The sequence below is a fragment of the Lactiplantibacillus sp. DA1 genome, assembly GCF_032681335.1.
GTDB lineage: Bacteria > Bacillota > Bacilli > Lactobacillales > Lactobacillaceae > Lactiplantibacillus.
The window spans coordinates 287,859-307,488 of sequence record NZ_JAWHTQ010000003.1; the positions used below are offsets into that span (position 1 = coordinate 287,859).

Annotated in this window: 20 protein-coding genes and 1 pseudogene; 5 read left to right on the forward strand and 16 right to left on the reverse strand. The window is 41.0% G+C overall.

Annotation, left to right across the window (positions count from 1 at the left end; translation table 11 throughout):
* Positions 1-1,266 (forward strand): DUF805 domain-containing protein, encoded by a 1,266-nt coding sequence (locus RXV91_RS06395; RefSeq protein ID WP_316439182.1) that lies wholly within the window; start codon positions 1-3, stop codon positions 1,264-1,266.
* A gap of 200 nt (positions 1,267-1,466) precedes the next feature.
* On the opposite strand, the gene RXV91_RS06400 is transcribed toward RXV91_RS06395, so the two are convergent.
* Both RXV91_RS06400 and RXV91_RS06405 read right to left on the reverse strand, forming a co-directional pair.
* Positions 1,467-1,781: a MazG-like protein gene (locus tag RXV91_RS06400; protein WP_316439183.1), complete on the reverse strand. Its 315-nt coding sequence runs from the start codon at positions 1,779-1,781 to the stop codon at positions 1,467-1,469.
* Positions 1,782-1,848: 67 nt separating this feature from the next.
* Positions 1,849-2,085, reverse strand: coding sequence for a DUF3781 domain-containing protein (locus RXV91_RS06405; RefSeq protein WP_316439184.1), 237 nt, complete (start codon positions 2,083-2,085; stop codon positions 1,849-1,851).
* A 109-nt stretch (positions 2,086-2,194) separates the two neighbouring features.
* On the opposite strand from RXV91_RS06405, the pseudogene RXV91_RS06410 reads away from it, so the two are divergent.
* Positions 2,195-2,783, forward strand: a pseudogene (locus RXV91_RS06410) (type 1 glutamine amidotransferase family protein).
* A 962-nt stretch (positions 2,784-3,745) separates the two neighbouring features.
* Here the strand turns inward: RXV91_RS06410 and RXV91_RS06415 are convergent.
* From RXV91_RS06415 to RXV91_RS06435, 5 genes are all read right to left on the reverse strand, one after another.
* Positions 3,746-4,870 (reverse strand): PrsW family intramembrane metalloprotease, encoded by a 1,125-nt coding sequence (locus RXV91_RS06415; protein ID WP_316439185.1) that lies wholly within the window; start codon positions 4,868-4,870, stop codon positions 3,746-3,748.
* 13 nt (positions 4,871-4,883) lie between these two features.
* Positions 4,884-6,587 carry a serine hydrolase gene (locus tag RXV91_RS06420; RefSeq protein WP_316439186.1) on the reverse strand — a complete coding sequence of 568 codons (1,704 nt, stop codon included), beginning with the start codon at positions 6,585-6,587 and terminating at the stop codon, positions 4,884-4,886.
* A 15-nt stretch (positions 6,588-6,602) separates the two neighbouring features.
* Positions 6,603-7,289, reverse strand: coding sequence for a double zinc ribbon domain-containing protein (locus tag RXV91_RS06425; protein WP_316439187.1), 687 nt, complete (start codon positions 7,287-7,289; stop codon positions 6,603-6,605).
* A gap of 7 nt (positions 7,290-7,296) precedes the next feature.
* Positions 7,297-7,572, reverse strand: coding sequence for a Mor transcription activator family protein (locus tag RXV91_RS06430; RefSeq protein ID WP_316439188.1), 276 nt, complete (start codon positions 7,570-7,572; stop codon positions 7,297-7,299).
* 209 nt (positions 7,573-7,781) lie between these two features.
* Positions 7,782-8,054: a Mor transcription activator family protein gene (locus tag RXV91_RS06435; RefSeq protein ID WP_131510399.1), complete on the reverse strand. Its 273-nt coding sequence runs from the start codon at positions 8,052-8,054 to the stop codon at positions 7,782-7,784.
* Positions 8,055-8,367: 313 nt separating this feature from the next.
* On the opposite strand from RXV91_RS06435, the gene RXV91_RS06440 reads away from it, so the two are divergent.
* Entirely contained in the window at positions 8,368-9,315 is a 948-nt protein-coding gene (locus tag RXV91_RS06440) for a WYL domain-containing protein (RefSeq protein ID WP_316439189.1), read from the forward strand.
* A 57-nt stretch (positions 9,316-9,372) separates the two neighbouring features.
* Here the strand turns inward: RXV91_RS06440 and RXV91_RS06445 are convergent, their stop codons facing one another.
* The 9 genes from RXV91_RS06445 to RXV91_RS06485 form a co-directional block, all read right to left on the reverse strand.
* A complete protein-coding gene (locus RXV91_RS06445; RefSeq protein ID WP_316439190.1) occupies positions 9,373-10,710 on the reverse strand; it encodes a hypothetical protein in 1,338 nt (445 codons plus the stop codon).
* An 11-nt stretch (positions 10,711-10,721) separates the two neighbouring features.
* The gene (locus RXV91_RS06450; protein ID WP_316439191.1) at positions 10,722-12,392 is read right to left on the reverse strand and encodes a hypothetical protein; all 1,671 of its coding nucleotides are present in this window, start codon (positions 12,390-12,392) and stop codon (positions 10,722-10,724) included.
* Between the two features lie 478 nt (positions 12,393-12,870).
* Positions 12,871-13,974 carry a hypothetical protein gene (locus RXV91_RS06455; RefSeq protein ID WP_316439192.1) on the reverse strand — a complete coding sequence of 368 codons (1,104 nt, stop codon included), beginning with the start codon at positions 13,972-13,974 and terminating at the stop codon, positions 12,871-12,873.
* Between the two features lie 46 nt (positions 13,975-14,020).
* A complete protein-coding gene (locus tag RXV91_RS06460) occupies positions 14,021-14,842 on the reverse strand; it encodes a zinc-ribbon domain-containing protein (protein WP_316439193.1) in 822 nt (273 codons plus the stop codon).
* 171 nt (positions 14,843-15,013) lie between these two features.
* Complete coding sequence (locus RXV91_RS06465) at positions 15,014-15,409, reverse strand: hypothetical protein (protein ID WP_316439194.1); 396 nt, start codon at positions 15,407-15,409, stop codon at positions 15,014-15,016.
* 34 nt (positions 15,410-15,443) lie between these two features.
* Positions 15,444-15,710: a Mor transcription activator family protein gene (locus tag RXV91_RS06470; protein ID WP_316439195.1), complete on the reverse strand. Its 267-nt coding sequence runs from the start codon at positions 15,708-15,710 to the stop codon at positions 15,444-15,446.
* A 427-nt stretch (positions 15,711-16,137) separates the two neighbouring features.
* Positions 16,138-16,407 (reverse strand): hypothetical protein, encoded by a 270-nt coding sequence (locus tag RXV91_RS06475; protein ID WP_316439196.1) that lies wholly within the window; start codon positions 16,405-16,407, stop codon positions 16,138-16,140.
* Positions 16,408-16,533: a hypothetical protein gene (locus RXV91_RS06480; RefSeq protein ID WP_316439197.1), complete on the reverse strand. Its 126-nt coding sequence runs from the start codon at positions 16,531-16,533 to the stop codon at positions 16,408-16,410.
* 824 nt (positions 16,534-17,357) lie between these two features.
* Positions 17,358-17,840: a MerR family transcriptional regulator gene (locus RXV91_RS06485; protein WP_316439198.1), complete on the reverse strand. Its 483-nt coding sequence runs from the start codon at positions 17,838-17,840 to the stop codon at positions 17,358-17,360.
* A gap of 300 nt (positions 17,841-18,140) precedes the next feature.
* On the opposite strand from RXV91_RS06485, the gene RXV91_RS06490 reads away from it, so the two are divergent.
* The gene (locus RXV91_RS06490; RefSeq protein ID WP_316439199.1) at positions 18,141-18,632 is read left to right on the forward strand and encodes an RpiB/LacA/LacB family sugar-phosphate isomerase; all 492 of its coding nucleotides are present in this window, start codon (positions 18,141-18,143) and stop codon (positions 18,630-18,632) included.
* A gap of 30 nt (positions 18,633-18,662) precedes the next feature.
* A complete protein-coding gene (locus tag RXV91_RS06495; RefSeq protein WP_316439200.1) occupies positions 18,663-19,616 on the forward strand; it encodes an aldo/keto reductase in 954 nt (317 codons plus the stop codon).
* The last annotated feature ends 14 nt before the right edge of the window (positions 19,617-19,630 follow it).

Consider the following 19,630-nt stretch of genomic DNA (forward strand, 5'->3'; position numbering starts at 1 on the left):
ATGTCCGAAACAAAGTATTGTATTAACTGCGGAAAAGAAATTCCCGCTGACGCGACTTTTTGCCCTTTTTGTGGTGCTACGCAAGGCAAAGCCACTTCCGCTAAAGCCCAAAGTACCAGCGCTCCAGAGCAGAACAATGAATCCAATCAGCCAGAACACGTCAATATGTGGACTGCGCTCAAGTTAGGAATGCGCCAGACCTTTACTTGGTCACAACGAATTACGCGGCCGCAGTATTGGTGGCTTTACTTAGATTTAGTGTTAATTGCCCTAATTTTAACGATTGTATTTGGCTTTAAAGTATACAGTTACCCAGCATTTATTCTTGATCCATTACACGTCAATGCTTTACAAACCGTATTATTATTAGTTTACTCGGCGCTCATGTCTTGGATCTCAGTGATGCAGTTCACAGCTAGCGCCCGGCGTCTCCATGATTCTAATCGCTCAGCGCACTATTTATGGTTCTCGCTGATCCCACTTGTCGGACCGATTTTAATCATTGTGTTCCTTTGCCAACGCTCTAAAGCTGCTGGTGAACGCTTTGACCGTTCAGCTAGTCAACCAAAACACTGGACACACAAATGGTGGACTTGGTGCCTTCTAGTCCTGTTTACATTGGCATACGCTGCACTTGTTAACGTGACAGCTCGTGATAACGCCATTGATTCCGCTTTGACGACAACTTCCAAGTCAGCTACAACTAGCTCTGATGATAGTTATAGCGATAGCGACAGTGAAGAAGCCAGTGATAGTGATAGCGAAGACTCTGATTCCGAGTCAGATTCAGACAGTATTACCATTGGTGATGATGACATTGATATTGCCGACCAACAAGCTTATATGGCCTCATTTACTGACAGTAGCTGGGCCGGCTCCACTTTTAAAATCGATAAAGTTACGGTCTACAAAACAGACGGTACTTATACGAGCGGCAGTGGTAGCGACAAGCAAGACTTTAACGGAATCGTAAAAGTTCACATGAGTATCCATGCTGGCCGCGACATTTCAGCGTACCCAACCCAAGCTAAACTCAGCACTAACGATGGGCAACAAGTCGATGCTGATACCGACAGTGATGATTTTGATGGTGATTTAAACAGCGGTACCGATTCTGATGGCAATCTGTATTTCATTTTGCCAAAGCTATCCAGTGTCAAAAACATTACCAGTGTCCGTCTAAAATGGGATGCTAGTTACGATACTGATGACTATGACGATGATAATGACTTTAAAACATTTGACACTACGCTTAATTTGAACTAGCTTCGAATTAATATCATTTTTATAAGCTATTCCATCCACAAAAATTAATCACAGGTCGTAACTAAAGCAACGTCAATAAGATTAACATCTAAATTCACCCCCTATCAGACTAGTAAAAATCTAGTTGATAGGGGGTGAATTTATTATTTCTGAAATATTTAGCACCACTGTAGTTGTGTTCAATCAACAACTGGCATCAATTAACGTTTGAATTGCACCGCTTTACGCTGTAAAAATCGTGTCACCGCGTCATTAAAGTCAATCCCATTTTCAGTAGCCAAAACACTCAACCACCACACGGATTCACCAATCTTTTCAGTTAACAACTGATGATTTGCATTATCTGGCCAACTACCGGTCTGGGCCATTACCTGACGACCTACTAACGCCGCATCGGTCAGAAAGGCCAATGCATCCTGCTCAGTTGTCCAAGGATGTCCGTCTTGCTTAATTTTCAATTGATGATATTGTTCACGAATTTCTGTTGAGCGCTGTTCTACTTCTTTAATTTCCAAATCATTGACCTCAATTCATCTTTTTAGTTTGTCTATTTGTTAAGAACCGCTGACTTCTCCATATTTACTAGCCGTAATTACCAGCATTAACCGTCAGTTCCACCCGCGCTTCGTAACTTCGAATATAATAGTTTTTCCCACATCTTTTGACTTCATCCGGCTGTACCAGGATACGATTGACTAGCTCTTTGATTTCAGCTTCACTCAAATTAACAGCTAATTTTTTATTAACACGTTGAAAAACCCGTGGTGTATAACAAATATATGCTCTAATTGAATCAAGTACTACGAATTGTTGGCTCATCTGCCGACCTCCAATATTTAAACATGTGCTTGCTTTTTAGAACATATGTTCGTATAATTAAGGATAACACATTCGATGTCGAAAATATATCCTTACTCTGGAGGTCACTATGAAGACTGCACTATTTCTAATGCTGGATCAATACGCGGATTGGGAAGGTTCTTACCTGGCTAGCCAAATAAACCAAAATCCTGACTGGCAAGTTAAAACGGCTTCAACAACATCATTGGTTACATCAATTGGTGGCTTCACCACTAAAGTTGACTATCAACTGGACGATTTACCTACGATTGACTTATTAATCCTAATTGGTGGTAACTCTTGGAATATTAACAATTCAGCATTATATTTGTTAGTTCAGCAACACCTCCAATACTTCAAAACCAATTGGTGCAATCTGTGGTGCGGTGGATTACTTGGCCCAAAACGGCTTTTTAACTGGTTATCAGCACACCGGCAATTCACAGGCACTATGGCAGACTTATTCTAATTATCAAAATTCAAATGACTTTCATAATCAGCAAGTTATTAGCGATAAAAATCTAGTCACGGCTAATGGCACGGCTGCACTAGCATTTACTGCCGCTGTTTTACAGTTAATTCATTTTCAATCTAATGAAGAACTAACCCGAACTATCGATCTGTACCGCTTAGGATTTTACCAATACTGTCAAAAATATGGTAATCCGTTTGACTAGATTTCTTAGAACCTGCCTTGTCATCGAGCCAAACTACTTACTGATACATGACTACTGGTTACGTCACTACTAACTTGACTTGCTGACGATAAAGCACTCGTCGAACTTCCCTTGATACTACTACTTTCTATCCGTTGCTTTTGTCTCTGACTTTCAGCATTATCTGGGCTACTACTGGGCCTTTTACTGCTTATTGCGATAGTCGGCCATGTTGTCTCTGTATCAGTGTTAATTCCCTCAGCATCCATTACTTCAAGTTCACTACACTTTTTAGATGAACTTTGGAACTTACTTCTTCGATGGTGACTTTCCGACCTGGACTTTGCCACCTGTTTGGAGTAGTTAATTTCGCTTTCACTTTCTTGTGCATCTGACTGCTGAACATTCAGGAATAGAATGATCACAATTATGATGATTCCACTTAGAAAGACACCAACTATGCCCCCAACTAGCTTTTCTCGATGACGTCGCTTAACTCTCAACACCTGTTCCTGCTGTCTGATCTTTGTGATTCTGAAATAATTTTCACGTCATTTAGGGTCATCACGACGATCAACATAAAATTGATAACGATGTGACGAACGCGTCTTGTTACTAAGATAGGTTTTTCTTTTCTTTTTATCTAGGCCCCACTAAATTCCACAGTTTTTTTGATATATACATAACGTTAAGGTTATTAAAGCCTCAATTATAATATTCGCTTATCGATAATGACAGTCGTTACTTTGTTAAGACGAACCAATAACAACGTTGACATTATTCGTAAGCTTTAGCATAGTACTAAATCATGCCAAATAAATAGCAGGTAATTCGACAGCTATTTAGCAACCATCAGAATTACCTGCCATTTTATGCGCTACCGATTACTTTCGCTGGATAATCTTTATTGCCCCAGCTTCATATCATCACACATATCTGTTTTTTTACAAGATTAAACTAGTCTGTTAATTTCAATTTATCTTTTAAGACTGGGCCTGTTGTTTCAAATGTGCGATTTCCTTAAGTCCCGCACTCATTAATACGAAGACCACGATCCAGGCTAAGACAATCAACAAGATCAACTTAAGATAATCACTACCCAATATCGTAATATCCCAGTCCCACGCAGCGTGCATTAATACCGCCAAAACGAAAAATACTAGAAACCGGGTATCTAACAGTTGATTAAACTTAAACGGCTGGTCACGTTTCACAATCATAATTGCACCGCCGGCGATGGCTGCCCATACCAGATGACCGCCAATGGCCGACCAGCCACGCAGGATGGCCACTGCAACAAGTTGATTACCTGCACCATAGATGTAGCCTGCCGTTTCAAACGCAGCAAAACCCGCACCAACGGCCGCACCAATCAGAATACCATCTAATATGTGGCGCACATCTAATTGACTGATAAAATAAGATACAATTAAAACTTTCCCCAGCTCTTCAACTAATCCAATTGATAAAGAATCTTTGAGCGTCAAAACCCCAAAGATCTGACTAGTCGAACTAAAAGTAACAAATTGGTATAAAACCAATGTAACAACCATTGAAAAGATTCCGCCTATAAAGAACACCTTAACCACTTCAAATAGGCTAATATCCTTAAATGCATTGGCCTCAAAGAAAAAAACCAGGCCTGAAAACGGGACTGCGAACGCACCCACCAGGATCAATCCAGGAATCGCATTGCTGTTATCAAAACCATCGACCATGTATAGCAACACCACGAAAGCAAGTAAAAAACCTAACAGAATCCGCGAAAACAGCCATGGCTTTGCCCATTCGTCCGAAACATCCGCCAAAGCCGGTGTCGTCGTCTTAGTCCCTGCAATAAAAATAGAATTCGATTCATCTTTAGTGTGGTGTTTGAACACTTCCGAGAATAAATCTGCAATGTTAACCTTAACAGCACCTTCTTCGCCGGTATAATGATTTAATTTGGCTGTTGCACTGTCGTAAATCCCTTTAAATTGATTGTTGCCGTCTGGCATCGCTTCTGATTGCGTTTGTACTTGACCAGTGGCACTCAAAGCCTGACCACAACTCGGACAAAACTTAGCTGTCTCCCGCACCGGACTACCACAATGTGGACAATATTTCATAACTTTCCCCTCACTACTCCAATATATTCTGATACAGCATCAAGCCCAACCGATTCATGGCATCGACTTGATCGGTTTCCTCACCATTCTCCGAAAGAACAACGGCAACAAAAGCCCCCCGCTGATTTTTAACAATTTCCGCGTCATTTTGAACGCCGTAATCAGCGTATTCACCGGTCTTATTATACACCGTTGCTGCATCAGGTAAGCGCTTTGGCAACTTAGTGTGGTTCTGATTGTTAGCCAAAATAGTTAACATGGCGCTATCCGCTTGTTGTGAGACTAACTGATGATTATAAATCTTCTTGAGGGTTGTCCCCATATCGCGCGCAGACGTCGTATTATCACGACCAGAATCCAATGCTTTGGTATCCATCATTTTCCGGCGCAGTTTCGTATCAGTTGCACCCATACTTTTGATTTTATTATTAATTAATTGAAAACCGCCTAATTTTTCAATCATTATATTAGCGGCTGTATTATCACTGTCGTCAATCATATGTTCAATAATTTCTTGATAACTCAACTTAGTTCCAGCGTCCATATTTTGAATCACACCCGTACCACCTACTTTTTCGCTATCGGCGATCGTATGGGTATCATCCAAGTTAAAGACGCCTTCCTTAGCCATTGCGTAGGCGGTGACCATGATAAAAATTTTGATACTACTTGCCGAGCGTTGTGACTCATTGTTAACGAGCACCGTTGCGTGACTATCGACTGGTGAGACGTATACCGAGTTAGTTCCACTAATGGCGCCAACCGTCGCACTAATGTCCGCCTTAATTTGCGTCGTATCAAAACTCACCGCTACCGGCTTAGACGCTGACTTAGCCTTCTTTTTAGCCGTACTGCTTGAACGCTGCGTCGTCGATTTATGGGTTGCCGTTGACCTAGTCGTCGCATTTGATGATGGTTGCGCATACAAGAAGTAGGCCGCACCACTTATCGCCGCAATCAGGATCAACACCGCCACGAGCCAGGGCCACTTGGATTTTTTAGGTGAACGCACGGTTGCTTGATTCGCACGTGTATCTGGATTTCCCGCCGCACGCACCTGTGCTGGTGATTCATCGGCCAATGGCGGTTCTTGATTCGACTGATCCAACTGATGATTGGCAGTATCGGAATTTACTGAGGGCTGCGTTGGTGCTGGCAGCTTGGTTGCCGCTACTTTCTGGCCAACAGTTGACTGATCATGACGCCCAGACTTTGGCGCCTGGTCGCTATCAATTGACGAATCAGCATTCTGAACTGGCTTTGCCACCGTCGAAGTTTTCCCTGCCTGTGCCACTGGCCGTTCCTGTGTCGTTAACGCCGGTCGCGGGGTGAAAGCTGAAGTCGAATGTGTTGACTGGTTCTGATGCGGTAATGATGACTGCTGGTTTTGCTTACTAGACTGTGTTGGCGTCGACGGTTGTTCTGACCTAATCGATGGTGCTGATTGACGTTGCTGAATCGGTTGGCTTTCTGATTCAGCCGGCTGGTCGTGTCCGGCTGGCTGCACCTGCCCCAGTGGCTTTTTCACCTCAGCTTCAGAACTGGCCGCCACTGTACTAAAGTCATAGCCACAATTCTCCCAGAAACGATTATGACTAGGATTTAAATACTGACACCGCGGGCATCGGTTGGGATTGACTAATAACTTCGTTCCACAGTTTTCGCAGAAATTAACATCACTCGCATTTTCATGATGACAATTCGGACAAATTTTCATACTGATTGGCCCCCACTAATTAAACGTGTGTCCACAATTCGGACAGAATTTCACATCAGACGAGACCACTTGTTGACAGTCCGGACAAGTCACTTCTTGCGGTTTAGGATTCAAGTCAGTTCCGCAATTAGGGCAAAACTTCGTGTTCAGACTCACTTGCTCATGACAATTTGGACATTCTTTTCCTAATTTCGTTCCACAAGAAACACAGAACTTAGCATTCTTCGCATTGATAGCCTTACAATTAGGACATAGAACTTCACCATCATGCACACTCTGACTTGCAGCCATGGAAACGGTCACAGACTTACCCCCACTAATAATAAATTGTTCAATATAGGCAAATAATTCTTCTGGTAATTTTTTCTGATTCCACGCGCCAATAGCCGCCGTTACGGCTAATGGTGCAAACGCCACCATGCCAATAGTCGCTGCTCCAGCCTTATCGACCCACTTTCCTGAGCCAATATTAACCATAATCTGGTCTTCACCGGCACTAAAAATTTGCACCTGAATTGCTGAATCCATCCCAACAACTTTTTTCCAACTATCTTCCTGTTTAGCCTGTACTAAGTAACCCTCGTTAGTCTGAACGCCTTCCGCGTGTAACTGTTTCTTTTCCCGTAACCAATTTTGAACGGCCTGTCCAATCTTTTCAACGTCCAACCCGTCGCCTAATTTAAAAATTTTTGAATCTGCCATAATGAAATCACTCCATTTTATTATTTTCTTTTGCTTCTCTCACAACCATTTGAACCCACTTTTGTGAGTAACCATATTTACGAGCTAGATCGTGTTGATTATGACCATTAAATTCTTGTAGGACGCACTCGGCGGCTAATTTACGATCATAGAGATGAATTGGAAAATTAAGTTGTGTCCCCTTATAATGTTGATAAATATTCAACATCGATTCAGTACCCACTAATTCATTCAGACTACTGTAAAACTGGTGTAGCGCATCTAATTCAACGTTCTCTGTCATGATAGGCTCCCACCTCCTTAGCCTAAATTGTAATCGAACGTCAATCTTTTAGTAACTGCACTTGTACCGGTTATTTTCCATGAAAAGTACACCAACAATCACCTGTCACTTATCCTTATAACCGAATATCAAGGCTAGCGCACCCCGCTTTACAAGAACTAACATAAAGGCTAATTGTCCCACTTCACTACAATTAGTTGGTAGTAGGACTAGGCTTCATCCGTCTGTGATGCTTGCCGCAACATCTTTGTCACCCAGCGTTGGGAGTAACCATATTTACGCGCTAATTCGTACCCATTATGTCCGTTATATTGCTTGCGCAGCGACTGTGCAACCAGTTGGCGATCATACAAGTGAATCGGGATGGTCATTTGCATCCCCCGATAATGCGTGTGTAATTTCAACATGGCTTCCGTTCCTAGCAACTCTGCAATGCCCCGGTAAAATGCGTTTAATGCGGTCATATCAATCTCGGCTTTCATCACTTAATATCCTCTCCTTAACATCATCTAAATAACTTACAATCGAAGTAGCGTGACGACGAACACGCTGGCAGCCCCATCGATTTCGAGAATGAGGAACGTTAGCTCGCTAGTCTATTTCGCTAACCTGCTTTAACGCTCGAAATCACCTTGTTTCAGCAGTGCGATGCACCAGTTCAACCAGCACGATTAACTGCACCTAATCGTGCTCAATCGCCTACCTTACTTGCAGTTGTTAATGCTATAATAACGATGTAGATAGACATAATATGTCTAGTTAAATTAATCATTTCATTATCTGCTGGAGGCAACTATGAACGCTGCATATCGTCAACTTTATATTTTTCAATTACTAATTTCGGACCATCTCATTAACAAGGGCCAACTTGCTGAACACTTTGCCGTTAATCCGCGGGCAATTCAGCGTGATATTAGTCAAATCAAGGTATTTATCATTGAACAACAATTGCCCTACCAGCTCACTTATCGTCGCCAATTGGATGGCTATCAATTAACCACTGCCCAGGATCACATCTCTAAATTAGTTATCTTGGCACTAATCAAAATCTTGCTTGCTAGTCGCTCGCTAAATCAAGCTGAACTCCACGATGCGGTTACTGGCTTAATGGGCTTAGTGTCCAAGTCAGAACAGGCTGAAATCACGCCGATTGTTAAGAACGAAGTCTTCCATTACCAACCAGTCCACCATCAACAACCATTGCTAAAATTAATCTGGCGAATTAGCCAGTTTATCATTACACAACAAACAATTGATATTGATTACCGTAACAGTCAAAATCAAACCGAGACACGAACTATTCTGCCGCAAGCCATTATTTTTTCGGAATACTATTTTTACGTCGTCGCCTATAGTACGAAGTATCGCGCCAATCGCTTCTTTCGCTTAGATCGCATTTTCGGTTATCACACCGCCAAACAAAAAATCCACCGCAGTCGCGCAGAGCGCGTTAGCGATGGTGAATTACGTCAATATATTCATTACATGCAGCCGGGTGAACAGACCACGATTCGCTTTGAATTTACCGGCATCGTTGAAGCGGCATTAGATCGTTTCCCAACGGCCAAAGTCATCACGACCCAAAGCAACCATCAGCGAGTCCTGATTGAAGCAGAAGTCTTCGATACCGGGGCAATGATGTGGTTATTAAGTCAAGGGCCGCGGGTACGAGTGGTTAGTCCAGACTCGTTTGTACGGGAGATGCGGACAACGCTGGAAAACATGTTAAATCTCTATCAATAAGGGAAAAATAAAAGAGTAGAATTGTTCTACCCTTCTAACTTCAATTTTCACTAATTATTATGCATTATAGACTTCTCTGGCTACTTGACCGCTAGCCTTAAAGAAAACTAAACTACCGTCTTTAATGTCATCCACAGCATCGTTGGAACTAAAGGAGTAGCTTTCGCCACTATTGGTCGTAATCGTACCCACACCACCCGCAAGGCCACTTACTTGCCCCACTTTGGTATCACTATGGGCGGTCTCCTTCGCCATAGTATTTTTGTTAGACTGAATGGTACCTTTGTCTACCACGCGAACTGCTTTTGCCGTCTCACCATCAATACGAAAAGTAATTTGATCTCCCTCTTTGAAGTCTCCAAACGTAACCTTAGTATTAAAATAGTAATGTTGTCCTGCAGGTGTTATTACATCTGCCAGGTCCATATTGATTGCATTAATTTCTCCAGTAATTTCATTATTACTTGACTCACTATTTCCAAACTTTGTTTTATCAAGATCAACCGGTTTTTCAAATTTACCAGCTTTTCCAAGCTTAGCATTCAGAATCTTTTCAGCTGCCAGTGCATTATTGATTAATGTTCCCGCATCTAAAATTTCTGTTTCACTAAATTTCAAATAATCATCCGGCCAGGTTGCCTCTGCGCTGGAAACTCGGTGTTCCAAATCAACAGCGCTACTTTTTGTCATCTTTGCCTGATTTTTCACCTCAGTCACTAAGGCATTAGTCGTGCGGATACTGGCTTTAACTTTAGTATCATTACTAAGCATCTGAGCAGCAGCTTTTTTATTTTTTCCATTAGCCATAATCCCTGTTGTTGCTAATGTAGCAGCCCCTATCGTCCAACCTATAGGACCTAATAATGATAAAATTGTTTCGCCACCTGCTATACCAGCACCACCCGCAGCTATAGCACCACCGCCAAGCCAAGCTAAAGCAGCATTCGTCGCCGCTGCACCAGTTAATCCAGCAATAGCTGTACCTGTGGAAGCTGTACCAATTGACATTGCTAGAGCAGTTAATGCTGTTCCTCCAAAGGCAGCGACTGCAGTGCCTGCTACAACTCCACCTGCAGCTCCAGCTCCGGCCCCTTTCGCTATCTTAGCAGATTCCTTTTTGGCAGCATCCAACAGCACTTGATAACTTTGAAGATTTATTTTTAAGGTTTCCACTTTATCCTTAAAACCTGCAGGAGTATTCTTTAACTCATCTATCACTGTCTCCGTTCGTTGTAAGCTGGCCGACAAATCATCACGTTTATCCTGTAGCCTCTCCAATTGCCTGTTCAACTGTTGCGAAGATGTATTATACTCCTGTACATCATTCTCTAACCGTTGCTGCGCATCCTTCTTATATTCAGAATTAAATAAATCTTTACCAAACAATTCAGCCATGTGTTTTCCCCTTAACTATTAAAATAATTATTAACATCTGAACGATTTCTTAAAATCTGTTGTTGATCTACACCCACATGTTGAGCCAAATCACCACTAGCGACAAACTGGTCAGCAGTCGGCAAATCCATGTCATATGCTAATTGTTGCAAACGATTGGTTTCTGCGTATCGCTGATAAATTTGCACCAATAATTCTTGATAAAGAGTCTCGACCTTTGCAATAGCCTGTTGATAACTAGCCTCAATGGTTTTAGGACTAACTGTCAGGCCCACCATAAAGGTGTCAAACTGTTCTTTTACACTTAATAAAATTTGACTCCAGTTATCCATTGTATAGATGAGCATCGCTGTCAATCCACCTGAGATCACTGCACTCATCAAGTTACCAATCAAGTCAGATACTGGGGCTAAAACTGGAAACTTCACCATTATATCTTTGCTTAATACATCACCTAACATTACTCCCAAAGAAGCAACTAAGGCAGCCGTGATTATCTTAGTCGCTTGGTTGGTTCTTTCACGTAAAGTTATCTGAGCATCTTGGACACATAGGATTTTAGCTGCTTGGACTAAGCTAATCAGTGAATCGTTCAATAGCTTAGCAATATTGACTGCTGTCGTACTAAATGCATTTACAATTGTATTAGTTACAGCACCCATAAAACCACCGGTCAATCCTGATACAGCAGCATCCTCTATTGAACTGACTCTAACATCAATTGTCGCCAAATTATTTTTAATAGCTTGTATCAAAGAATCGAAACGCTCTTTAACAGAATTAAAGGTTTCCCATTGATTAATCACTTTCACAAGTGCTTTTATAATCGCATCCTCAACTTGGTACAATATTATTCCAATGACTGCCTTTCCTGATTGTTTCAATCCCTGGCTTGCACTGTTAACAAAAATTCCTTTTAAAAACTTTTCACTTTGGTAATACTGATTAATTTTTTTATCTATCGCATGCTTTGCATTTAAATCGTTCTCTTTTATAGCTTGTTCGTCTGCTGCTAATCTATTTCGTGTATTCTCGGCTTTACTACGCTTTTTATTGTTGCTTAAGTTGGAATCATTCTGATCCAGACTATTCTGTTGCTTCCAAATCGCTTTTTTTCGACTTAAATCTTTTGCATACTCTGTCTTGTCTTGAGCGCCCATTGATCGATTAATACTCTTATCAGTTAAGTGCAAGTTATCTTTACTATTTGCAATTTCATCTGCAGATAGCCCAGCCAATACTCGCCCTTGATCTTCCCAAATTGTTTTGGTTGCAACAGTATGATCTAAATCAGTCTGCTGATTAGCCTTCAGAAGTTTTCCTGTGTTGACATCTGTTAATTGATGTTTCTTTTTTAATTCTGTTTGTTGCCGATTTATCTCTTTATATGCAGCACTACCACCATGTAATGTTCTGGCGACATCTTTATCATATCCAGAAGTTTCATCTTTAAGTTGTTGCGCTACACCCTCACTGGAGTAAATACCCGCACGCACATTATGAATCGTGTCCACACCACCACCAACTTTAAAATCATCTAAGAATCTAGTAATCCCAAATTGTGACACTAGATTACGCTTAACTTGTTGGTCAACATCACTGATTAACTCTTTTACATGTAAGTGTGGTTCATCTAATTCTTGAATCTCCGATAATTTGGCTAATTCTGTTTCTGCAGACATTTATTTTCCTCCAAAATAATATTTAAAATCAATTAAGTAATAGTTACACTCAACTTTTCTTGAACCAAGTATCTCACCTTGATAATCAAAAAAGTATATATATATAAGTGTTAGATCATGTAATTAACGACAGCTCTACTTTATCAAAACATCTTAAGGATTAATAATCTATCGGCATCTTCAAAAATAGCGCTGATTTTTATAAAAGAAAGCGTAATTTGTAGCAAATGAAAGCGTAAACAATTGCTTTTATATTATATCTCAATTACGTATAATTGGTAGATATTTTATTTAATAATAACTAAACATAACTGCATATGTAAGTGCATTAGTATAGGTCACTTTCACCTACTAATGCTCTTTTTGTATTTATTTATACACTACTTTTCAGTGTGAAACCCGAATGGCCTATCATGATACCCCCCCTTATTTAGCGTTACCCATTTGACCGTCCGTCTAATAATGGTCTAACGAACACTCACCGCCAAGTCTTCGTCTCAATTTGGGTTCCATTAGCGCTCTGAACAGAGACAATCCCTTTATTTTCAACCGTAAAGGTACCACCCATATTGCCATCTTTAAAATGCCACGTGAATTCCCAAGCATCGTCTAATTCCTTTTGACCCGTAATCTCAAGATTACCCTGGTTCTGATTATAGAAATCTAACGCACTCAATTCTTGCTTAGCTTCATCGGCATTCAAGTAATCCTTAGCACCCGGTGTACTAGCATCATCCGAAGAAGCGCCGGTGTAAGACTTAATATTCGGGTACTGTTTAGCAATAATATTACCAGTGCTCCCGACATCGCCCCCGGCCGCTTCCGACTGGTCCTCCGCTTGTAAAATAACAGTATCGGGAACCTTTTCTAATTCGCTCCACACATATGTCCCTTGCTCAGCTTCAAAAATATTATGTCGCATCTGCTCAGCTTTTTTATGATCCGCACTGCTGACCGTCTTACTTGTAGATGTGGTCGAACGCTGACTTGAACTAGTCACTGAACTACTAGAACTACTGCTCTGATTGGCCTGCTTCAATAGCTTATTAACAGCCGGCTTCAGCTTTTTAAGATACGGCTTCTTGTGCCAATTAATCGCCTGGCATTGCTTAATAATCCCCTTATCATAGCTACTGTCAGTCACTTTCAATTGATTGGCAACATCTTGTTTTAATTGACGATACTCGGCTAGGTCTACTTGGGTAGTCTCCTTCAAATCAGCCAACTTCGTATCTAGGCGCTTAGCACCATTGGCGATCTTAGTTCCCGCTGTTACGGTTGTCACTGCTCTTTGAACTTCACCATCCTTGAGCGCCGATTGTGTGTCTAAATAAGCCCGCGTCTGGTCACGGTAAGCTTGGGCCTTCTTATCTTTGGGCTTTTGCGTCAGCGCATGATCAAAGTAGGTTAAGGCTTTATCAAACTTATTTTCTGTCACCGCGTTGAGCCCTTTACTAACCGAACGATCATACCCCGCCGAACTACGGCTACTTGTTGATTGTTGGTTACCACACGCTGTCAGTCCCACCATTATTAAACCAAGGACACCCACTAAACTTAATGCTTTCCAAAAGGCCTTCATCTTATCCTACTCCCCTCACTAATCACTAATCACTAATCACTAATCACTAATCATCCGACGTTAGCGTTAAATCAATCGTCTCGCCATCACCATTCGGCCAAATCCAATAATCATCTTGCGTATCCCCCGAACGAACCTTCAAATTATATTTTCCTGGAAAGAAGCCGCTACTGAGTTGCTTTTTAGAAATCTGTTGATTGTCAGCATCCTCAAGCTTGATTGTCACTGGGCCACCACTTCCGGTATAGTCCAGTACCCGGATAGGCGTTCTTCGTGTGGTCAAATAGTAACTCGTGAACATGCCGAGTACCTGCTTGCTTTCCACGTTAAAATGATACTTGGCATGCGTGCCAGCAACGCGCTGACCATCGACAATAATTCGACCAACTTCGCTGATTGAATCCCGTGAATGATTGTGCATATCCTTAACGATACTTTTAGCACCAATATTACTAAATTTCAGTTCTTGGTCATCCTTAGAAAATTGTTTTAAAAACAATTTACCATCTTGATTTTGAACGGCCTTCGTAAGATTACTTGCCAACTGGTCCCGTGACACCACCATCTGCTTCTTGATAAAGAAAAATCCGCCTAATATTAGCGCCAGTGCAATAATAACCACGATGATAGTATTATTGCGTGTCGCTGGGCGTGCAGTATTCACATCAGCAGTTGGTATCCTTGACGCTGGTTCAGCTTTCTGAATAGTGCTTGGCGCTGTAGTAATATGTTGTCTAGCATTTTCGCTAGTGCTTCCCTCACTCTTCGACGCGCCCTGTTCCGCGTTATCACGTACAGCCTGCCCACAATTTGGACAATACTGTGTGTCCGGCGCCAACTCATAACCACAATTCGTACAATGCTTCATCGTTTCCTCCACTCCTATGACCCTTGGTCCACAACCTGCTCTCGATTCATCACAACTCACCGCTTTTAATAGCAGTGTCATTGCCGCCCGCTTAACGGTCAATCAATAACTAACTGATAACACTGAAAAAGGCGATGCTCACTTAATTAGCAACCACCACCCGGAATCTAACTATTCAAAGTCCTGTTGTCCGTTATTTCCCGCTTGAAACCGATTATCAACATGATAACCGTTAGCAATCAGTTGATTTTTGAACCAAGTATCAAACATCATGCCATACCAGATACCACTTACTAAGCCAAAAATGCCGCCAATTAGTTGTCCGAAAATCATCATGACGGCCGCACCCGCAATATAGATAGCAACCATTGGTACAAGTGCCTTTTTCACAAATCCCCGTGTCTTATATTGCTGCGTCAGCAAGACGTATAACCAGTTGAATATCCACGCCATCCAATTAAACGATCCTTTAACTTGCTTGGTCACGACTTGACCGTTAACTTCCTTGACCAGTGTCATGTCCTGCTTGACGCGATTATTAAAATCAAACCAATCTGAAAAATCCATCGTATCCACTACCTCCCAAAAGTGTCATCATGTACTACTTATCTTGCTGTTGCGTTTTAAGAACCTTTGTCACCCATCGTTGCGAGTAGCCATATTTATTAGCTAATTCATAACTATTTTGACCGTTATACTGCTGTACGACATGATTTGCGGCTAGATGTCGGTCATAGAGATGAATTGGAATTGTGCCTTGCATGCCCCGATACTGTTCAAAAACTTTTAGCATGCCATCGACGCCAATTAATTCGCTAATACCACGATAAAACGAATGCAATGCCTCCACGTCCACATTCTCTTTCATAGATAACCTCCCTCCGTTCTCCCTATCATTCAACCAGTTTTCAACTCACAATCCGAGATCTCTGATTACCACCAGTGCACCACAAGGCAGGCTAACCATCTAACACATTTATTTATTCAAAACCAGGATGTTATCCAATGCTTATCAGTTATTTGGCTCCAAAAATCCCCTCACCAATCACGGTGACGAAACGATTCAACATACACGCAACAACATCGTCCCCAATTATAATTAATTCAGCTACATTGCCACAGTCACACTTAACAGGACAAAGTACATGTCATTCCTGCTTAAATTCGGCACTGATTATGACTAACTTAATGACGCGTTCTAATATACGTCAAAAAAATAGCGGTATCGCTCGGTCCAACGACCTTACGACACCGCTATTATATTCTCCATCAGCTATTGTCAATGTTACGGCCATTCATTCAACTTCTTCATATCGCTCTTTAGTGTGTCCCAAAGTGACGGATAGCAGAAATTCAATCGCTTCTCCCAGTTCAACAAAAGGCAATCCATAAACAAATGGCAAGAAATACCAAAAAGCTTCATTAAAGCTAACCATGTTAAACATTGTTAACAGTAACGGGGTAAAGCACCCTATTAAAAGTAGTAACACCAATACCTTTCGCTTGGCCATCGTCTTAACTGCCAAGGATATTCCGAGTAAGCTTAATAAAATGCCACAAGCCATTTAACCAATCAATTGATTATCATCCAACTTAAAACCGGTATGAACCCCCGTTGAAAAATAGAGTGCCGCTAGATAAGCTATTAAATTAATTCCTGCTATCAACTGAACTCGCCCATATATTTTCATATCAATCCGCTCCCCCTAAAATATCAATACCTAAACCAAACTAAAATACCATTTTATCATTCATAATATTAAACTACCGACCTATTCCTCACTCCGGTAAAAACTGCTTGCCATGCAATTAGCGTTAATAACAACCATGTCATCACGGGAATAGCTACTGGCAACCAAAAAATCACCGATTCCAATTGAATCATGACTACCTCAAGCTACTTACTAACCACGTGATCCTCATCTAGCATATACTGGAAAACAACCTCAACAGCCAACAAGCTAATTTTAAACAACCCTTGAGTGCCATTATTTTCGCCGACAACGAAGTACACTGCGCTTTTATCAGCACCGACTAAGATAATGCTCCTTGAATCTCTGCTTCCGGAACTGACTAATAATCTGAATCATTCCACGTTGTATTACTTCACTCATTCTTCCGCTCAATTCGCAATCAATTGCTCATCATGACCAACACACCTGTACCTGTTAATAACTTCTATGCCGAAACAGTTATGCACTGTGGATACTTGAATTAGTCACAATTTCCACTATTGATTCCCAGATAATTAATAACTTATCCACAAACAAGTCGTGTTATTAACGTTTGTACTCATTAGTCGCCTCTAATTAACAACCAGGTCCTTAATTTATCCACAAGTTCAAGCACTTGTAACTGGTCCTTAGCCCAAGCTACTTGTAACTTATACAGCATCGCGAATTATCCTTGGCTTTTTAGTTTGACCCACGTCACAAACCTTATGCACGGTCACACGTAACTTCTAAATAACACGTATCATAGCACTTACTATTTACTAATGCAGCATCTTCTCATACTATTTTTCAAGTGATCCTAATTCTTTTGAATTTGCCCCTTCTTTTACCATGGCCTCAAATTTCGCCCGCAATGTAGGATCTGTTTCAGTGGTTCCCGGAATATAATTAACATCCTCAGTCCCCGCTGCTAAGGCTCGTTTATAGTACCATTTTTTCCAGCGGAGATACTCCAACGTATGCTGCAATGTCGCCATTTTTTCTTCTAAATCAGTTTCTTGTTCAACTAGGAATTCGTAGCGCTCATCCAATGTACGGTCACCAGCTAGACACAACTCAATGAAGTTAGCAATTTTTTTAACTGGTAGTCCCGCCTCTTTTAAACAACTTATGGTTTCTAAATAATTAAAGTCTGCATCTTTAAAAACGCGACGCCCACTCTCATTACGATCAACGAACGGCAATAAACCTTCTTTGTCATAATAACGCAATGTATAAGTACTAATATTTAGTTTTTCAGCCACCTGACCAATCGAATATAACATAATTTATCTCACTTTCTTATCAACGTTTGCTCTAACTTTAATGGAATTCCTAAGTAAGCTCAAGCTTTAATACCTTTAAGACAAAAAATATTTTTAGTGTATTATCTAAAGCTTTAGATAACGCTATTACATACGAGCTCCTAAAATTATTACCGTATATTTTAGTAATAATTACCAGTGCGATCAAATAAATAACAGTTTTAAAAAAAGCTTGACTTATACTTAGCTCTAACATTTATATTAGTAAACGTCGAAAACAAGTAAGTCAAAAACAACTTAATTAGGGAGCGATTTTATATTATGAAAATTATTATGGGTGCCGATCCGTTAGGCTACGATTTAAAGGAAATTATTAAAGCACATTTAATTGCGCAAGGTATTGAAGTTGAAGATATCACACCAACCAATGACGTGGATTATTTTTCCGTTGGTGAAGCACTAGGTAAGCGCATCGCAACTGGTGAATTTACCCGCGGTTTTATCTTCTGCGGTACTGGCATGGGTGTGAACATTGTTGCCAACAAATATCAAGGTGTTTACAGTGCCTTATGTGAAAGTATTGAAACTGCCCGGCTTGCCCGCGTTATTAATAATGCTAACGTTTTGGCTATGGGTGGCATCGTTATGACGCCTTACATGGCTAAACAAATGGCCGATGTGTTTTTAAACACACCATTTTCAGAAGGATTCTCAGAAGCCAATCCTGAATTTTTAAAGGGTGCTTATACGAACGTCCAAGCCACCGAAGCAAAAATTACGTCTTTTAACAACACTAATTCACATCAAAAATAACAGCAAACTAATTAAAGGAGCAATGTAGAGATGAAAACAATTAAGTTGGGTAATAGCCAATTAGAAACATCCACCGTTGCATTAGGTATTATGCGCATGGTGCGTCTAGATTCCAAAGACGCAACTAAAGTTTTAGAGGTTGTTCATAATAAGGGAATTAATTTCATCGACTCTGCCGATATTTACGGTAATGGTGACTCTGAACGAATTTTTGGAAAAGCATTTAAGCAATCCAGTCTTAAACGCGAAGACTTCTTCATTCAATCTAAAGGTGGTATTGTCCTTGATCCCGAAAAGAGTTCTGGTGAATTAGTATTTGGTCAACGATATGATTTTTCCAAAGAACATTTGATTGAAACTGTCGATCAAATCTTGCAAAGAATGCAAATTGACTATTTGGATTCATTCCTGTTGCACCGGCCTGATCCATTGATGGATCCCGCTGAAGTTTCGGCAGCCTTCGATGAATTACAGGCCACTGGTAAGGTACGGCACTTCGGGGTTTCCAACTTCAACCCAATGCAAGTCAAAATGCTACAATCGGCCCTCAGTCAGCGTTTAATGATCAACCAATTACAATTTGGTATCATGCACACTGGCCCAATTCAATTTGGCCTGCATACCAATATGCAAGACGATGCCAGCATCAATCATGATGGCGAAATTATTGAATACTCACGGCTTCATAACATGACCATTCAAGCCTGGTCACCATACCAATATGGTTTGTTTGAAGGAACCTTTATTGATAGTCCAAAATTTCCTGAGCTTAATGACAAATTACAAACTTTAGCGAATAAGTATGGCGTTACAAAAAATGCAATCGCAACTGCATGGATTTTACGTCACCCGGCAAAAATGCAAATCATTTTGGGATCAATGAATCCTGAACATTTGGCCGAAAGTATAGCCGGAACTGATGTCATCTTGACTCGTCAGGAATGGTACGACATATATTTCGCTGCTGGGAATGATTTACCTTAAGAGCATACCTTAGT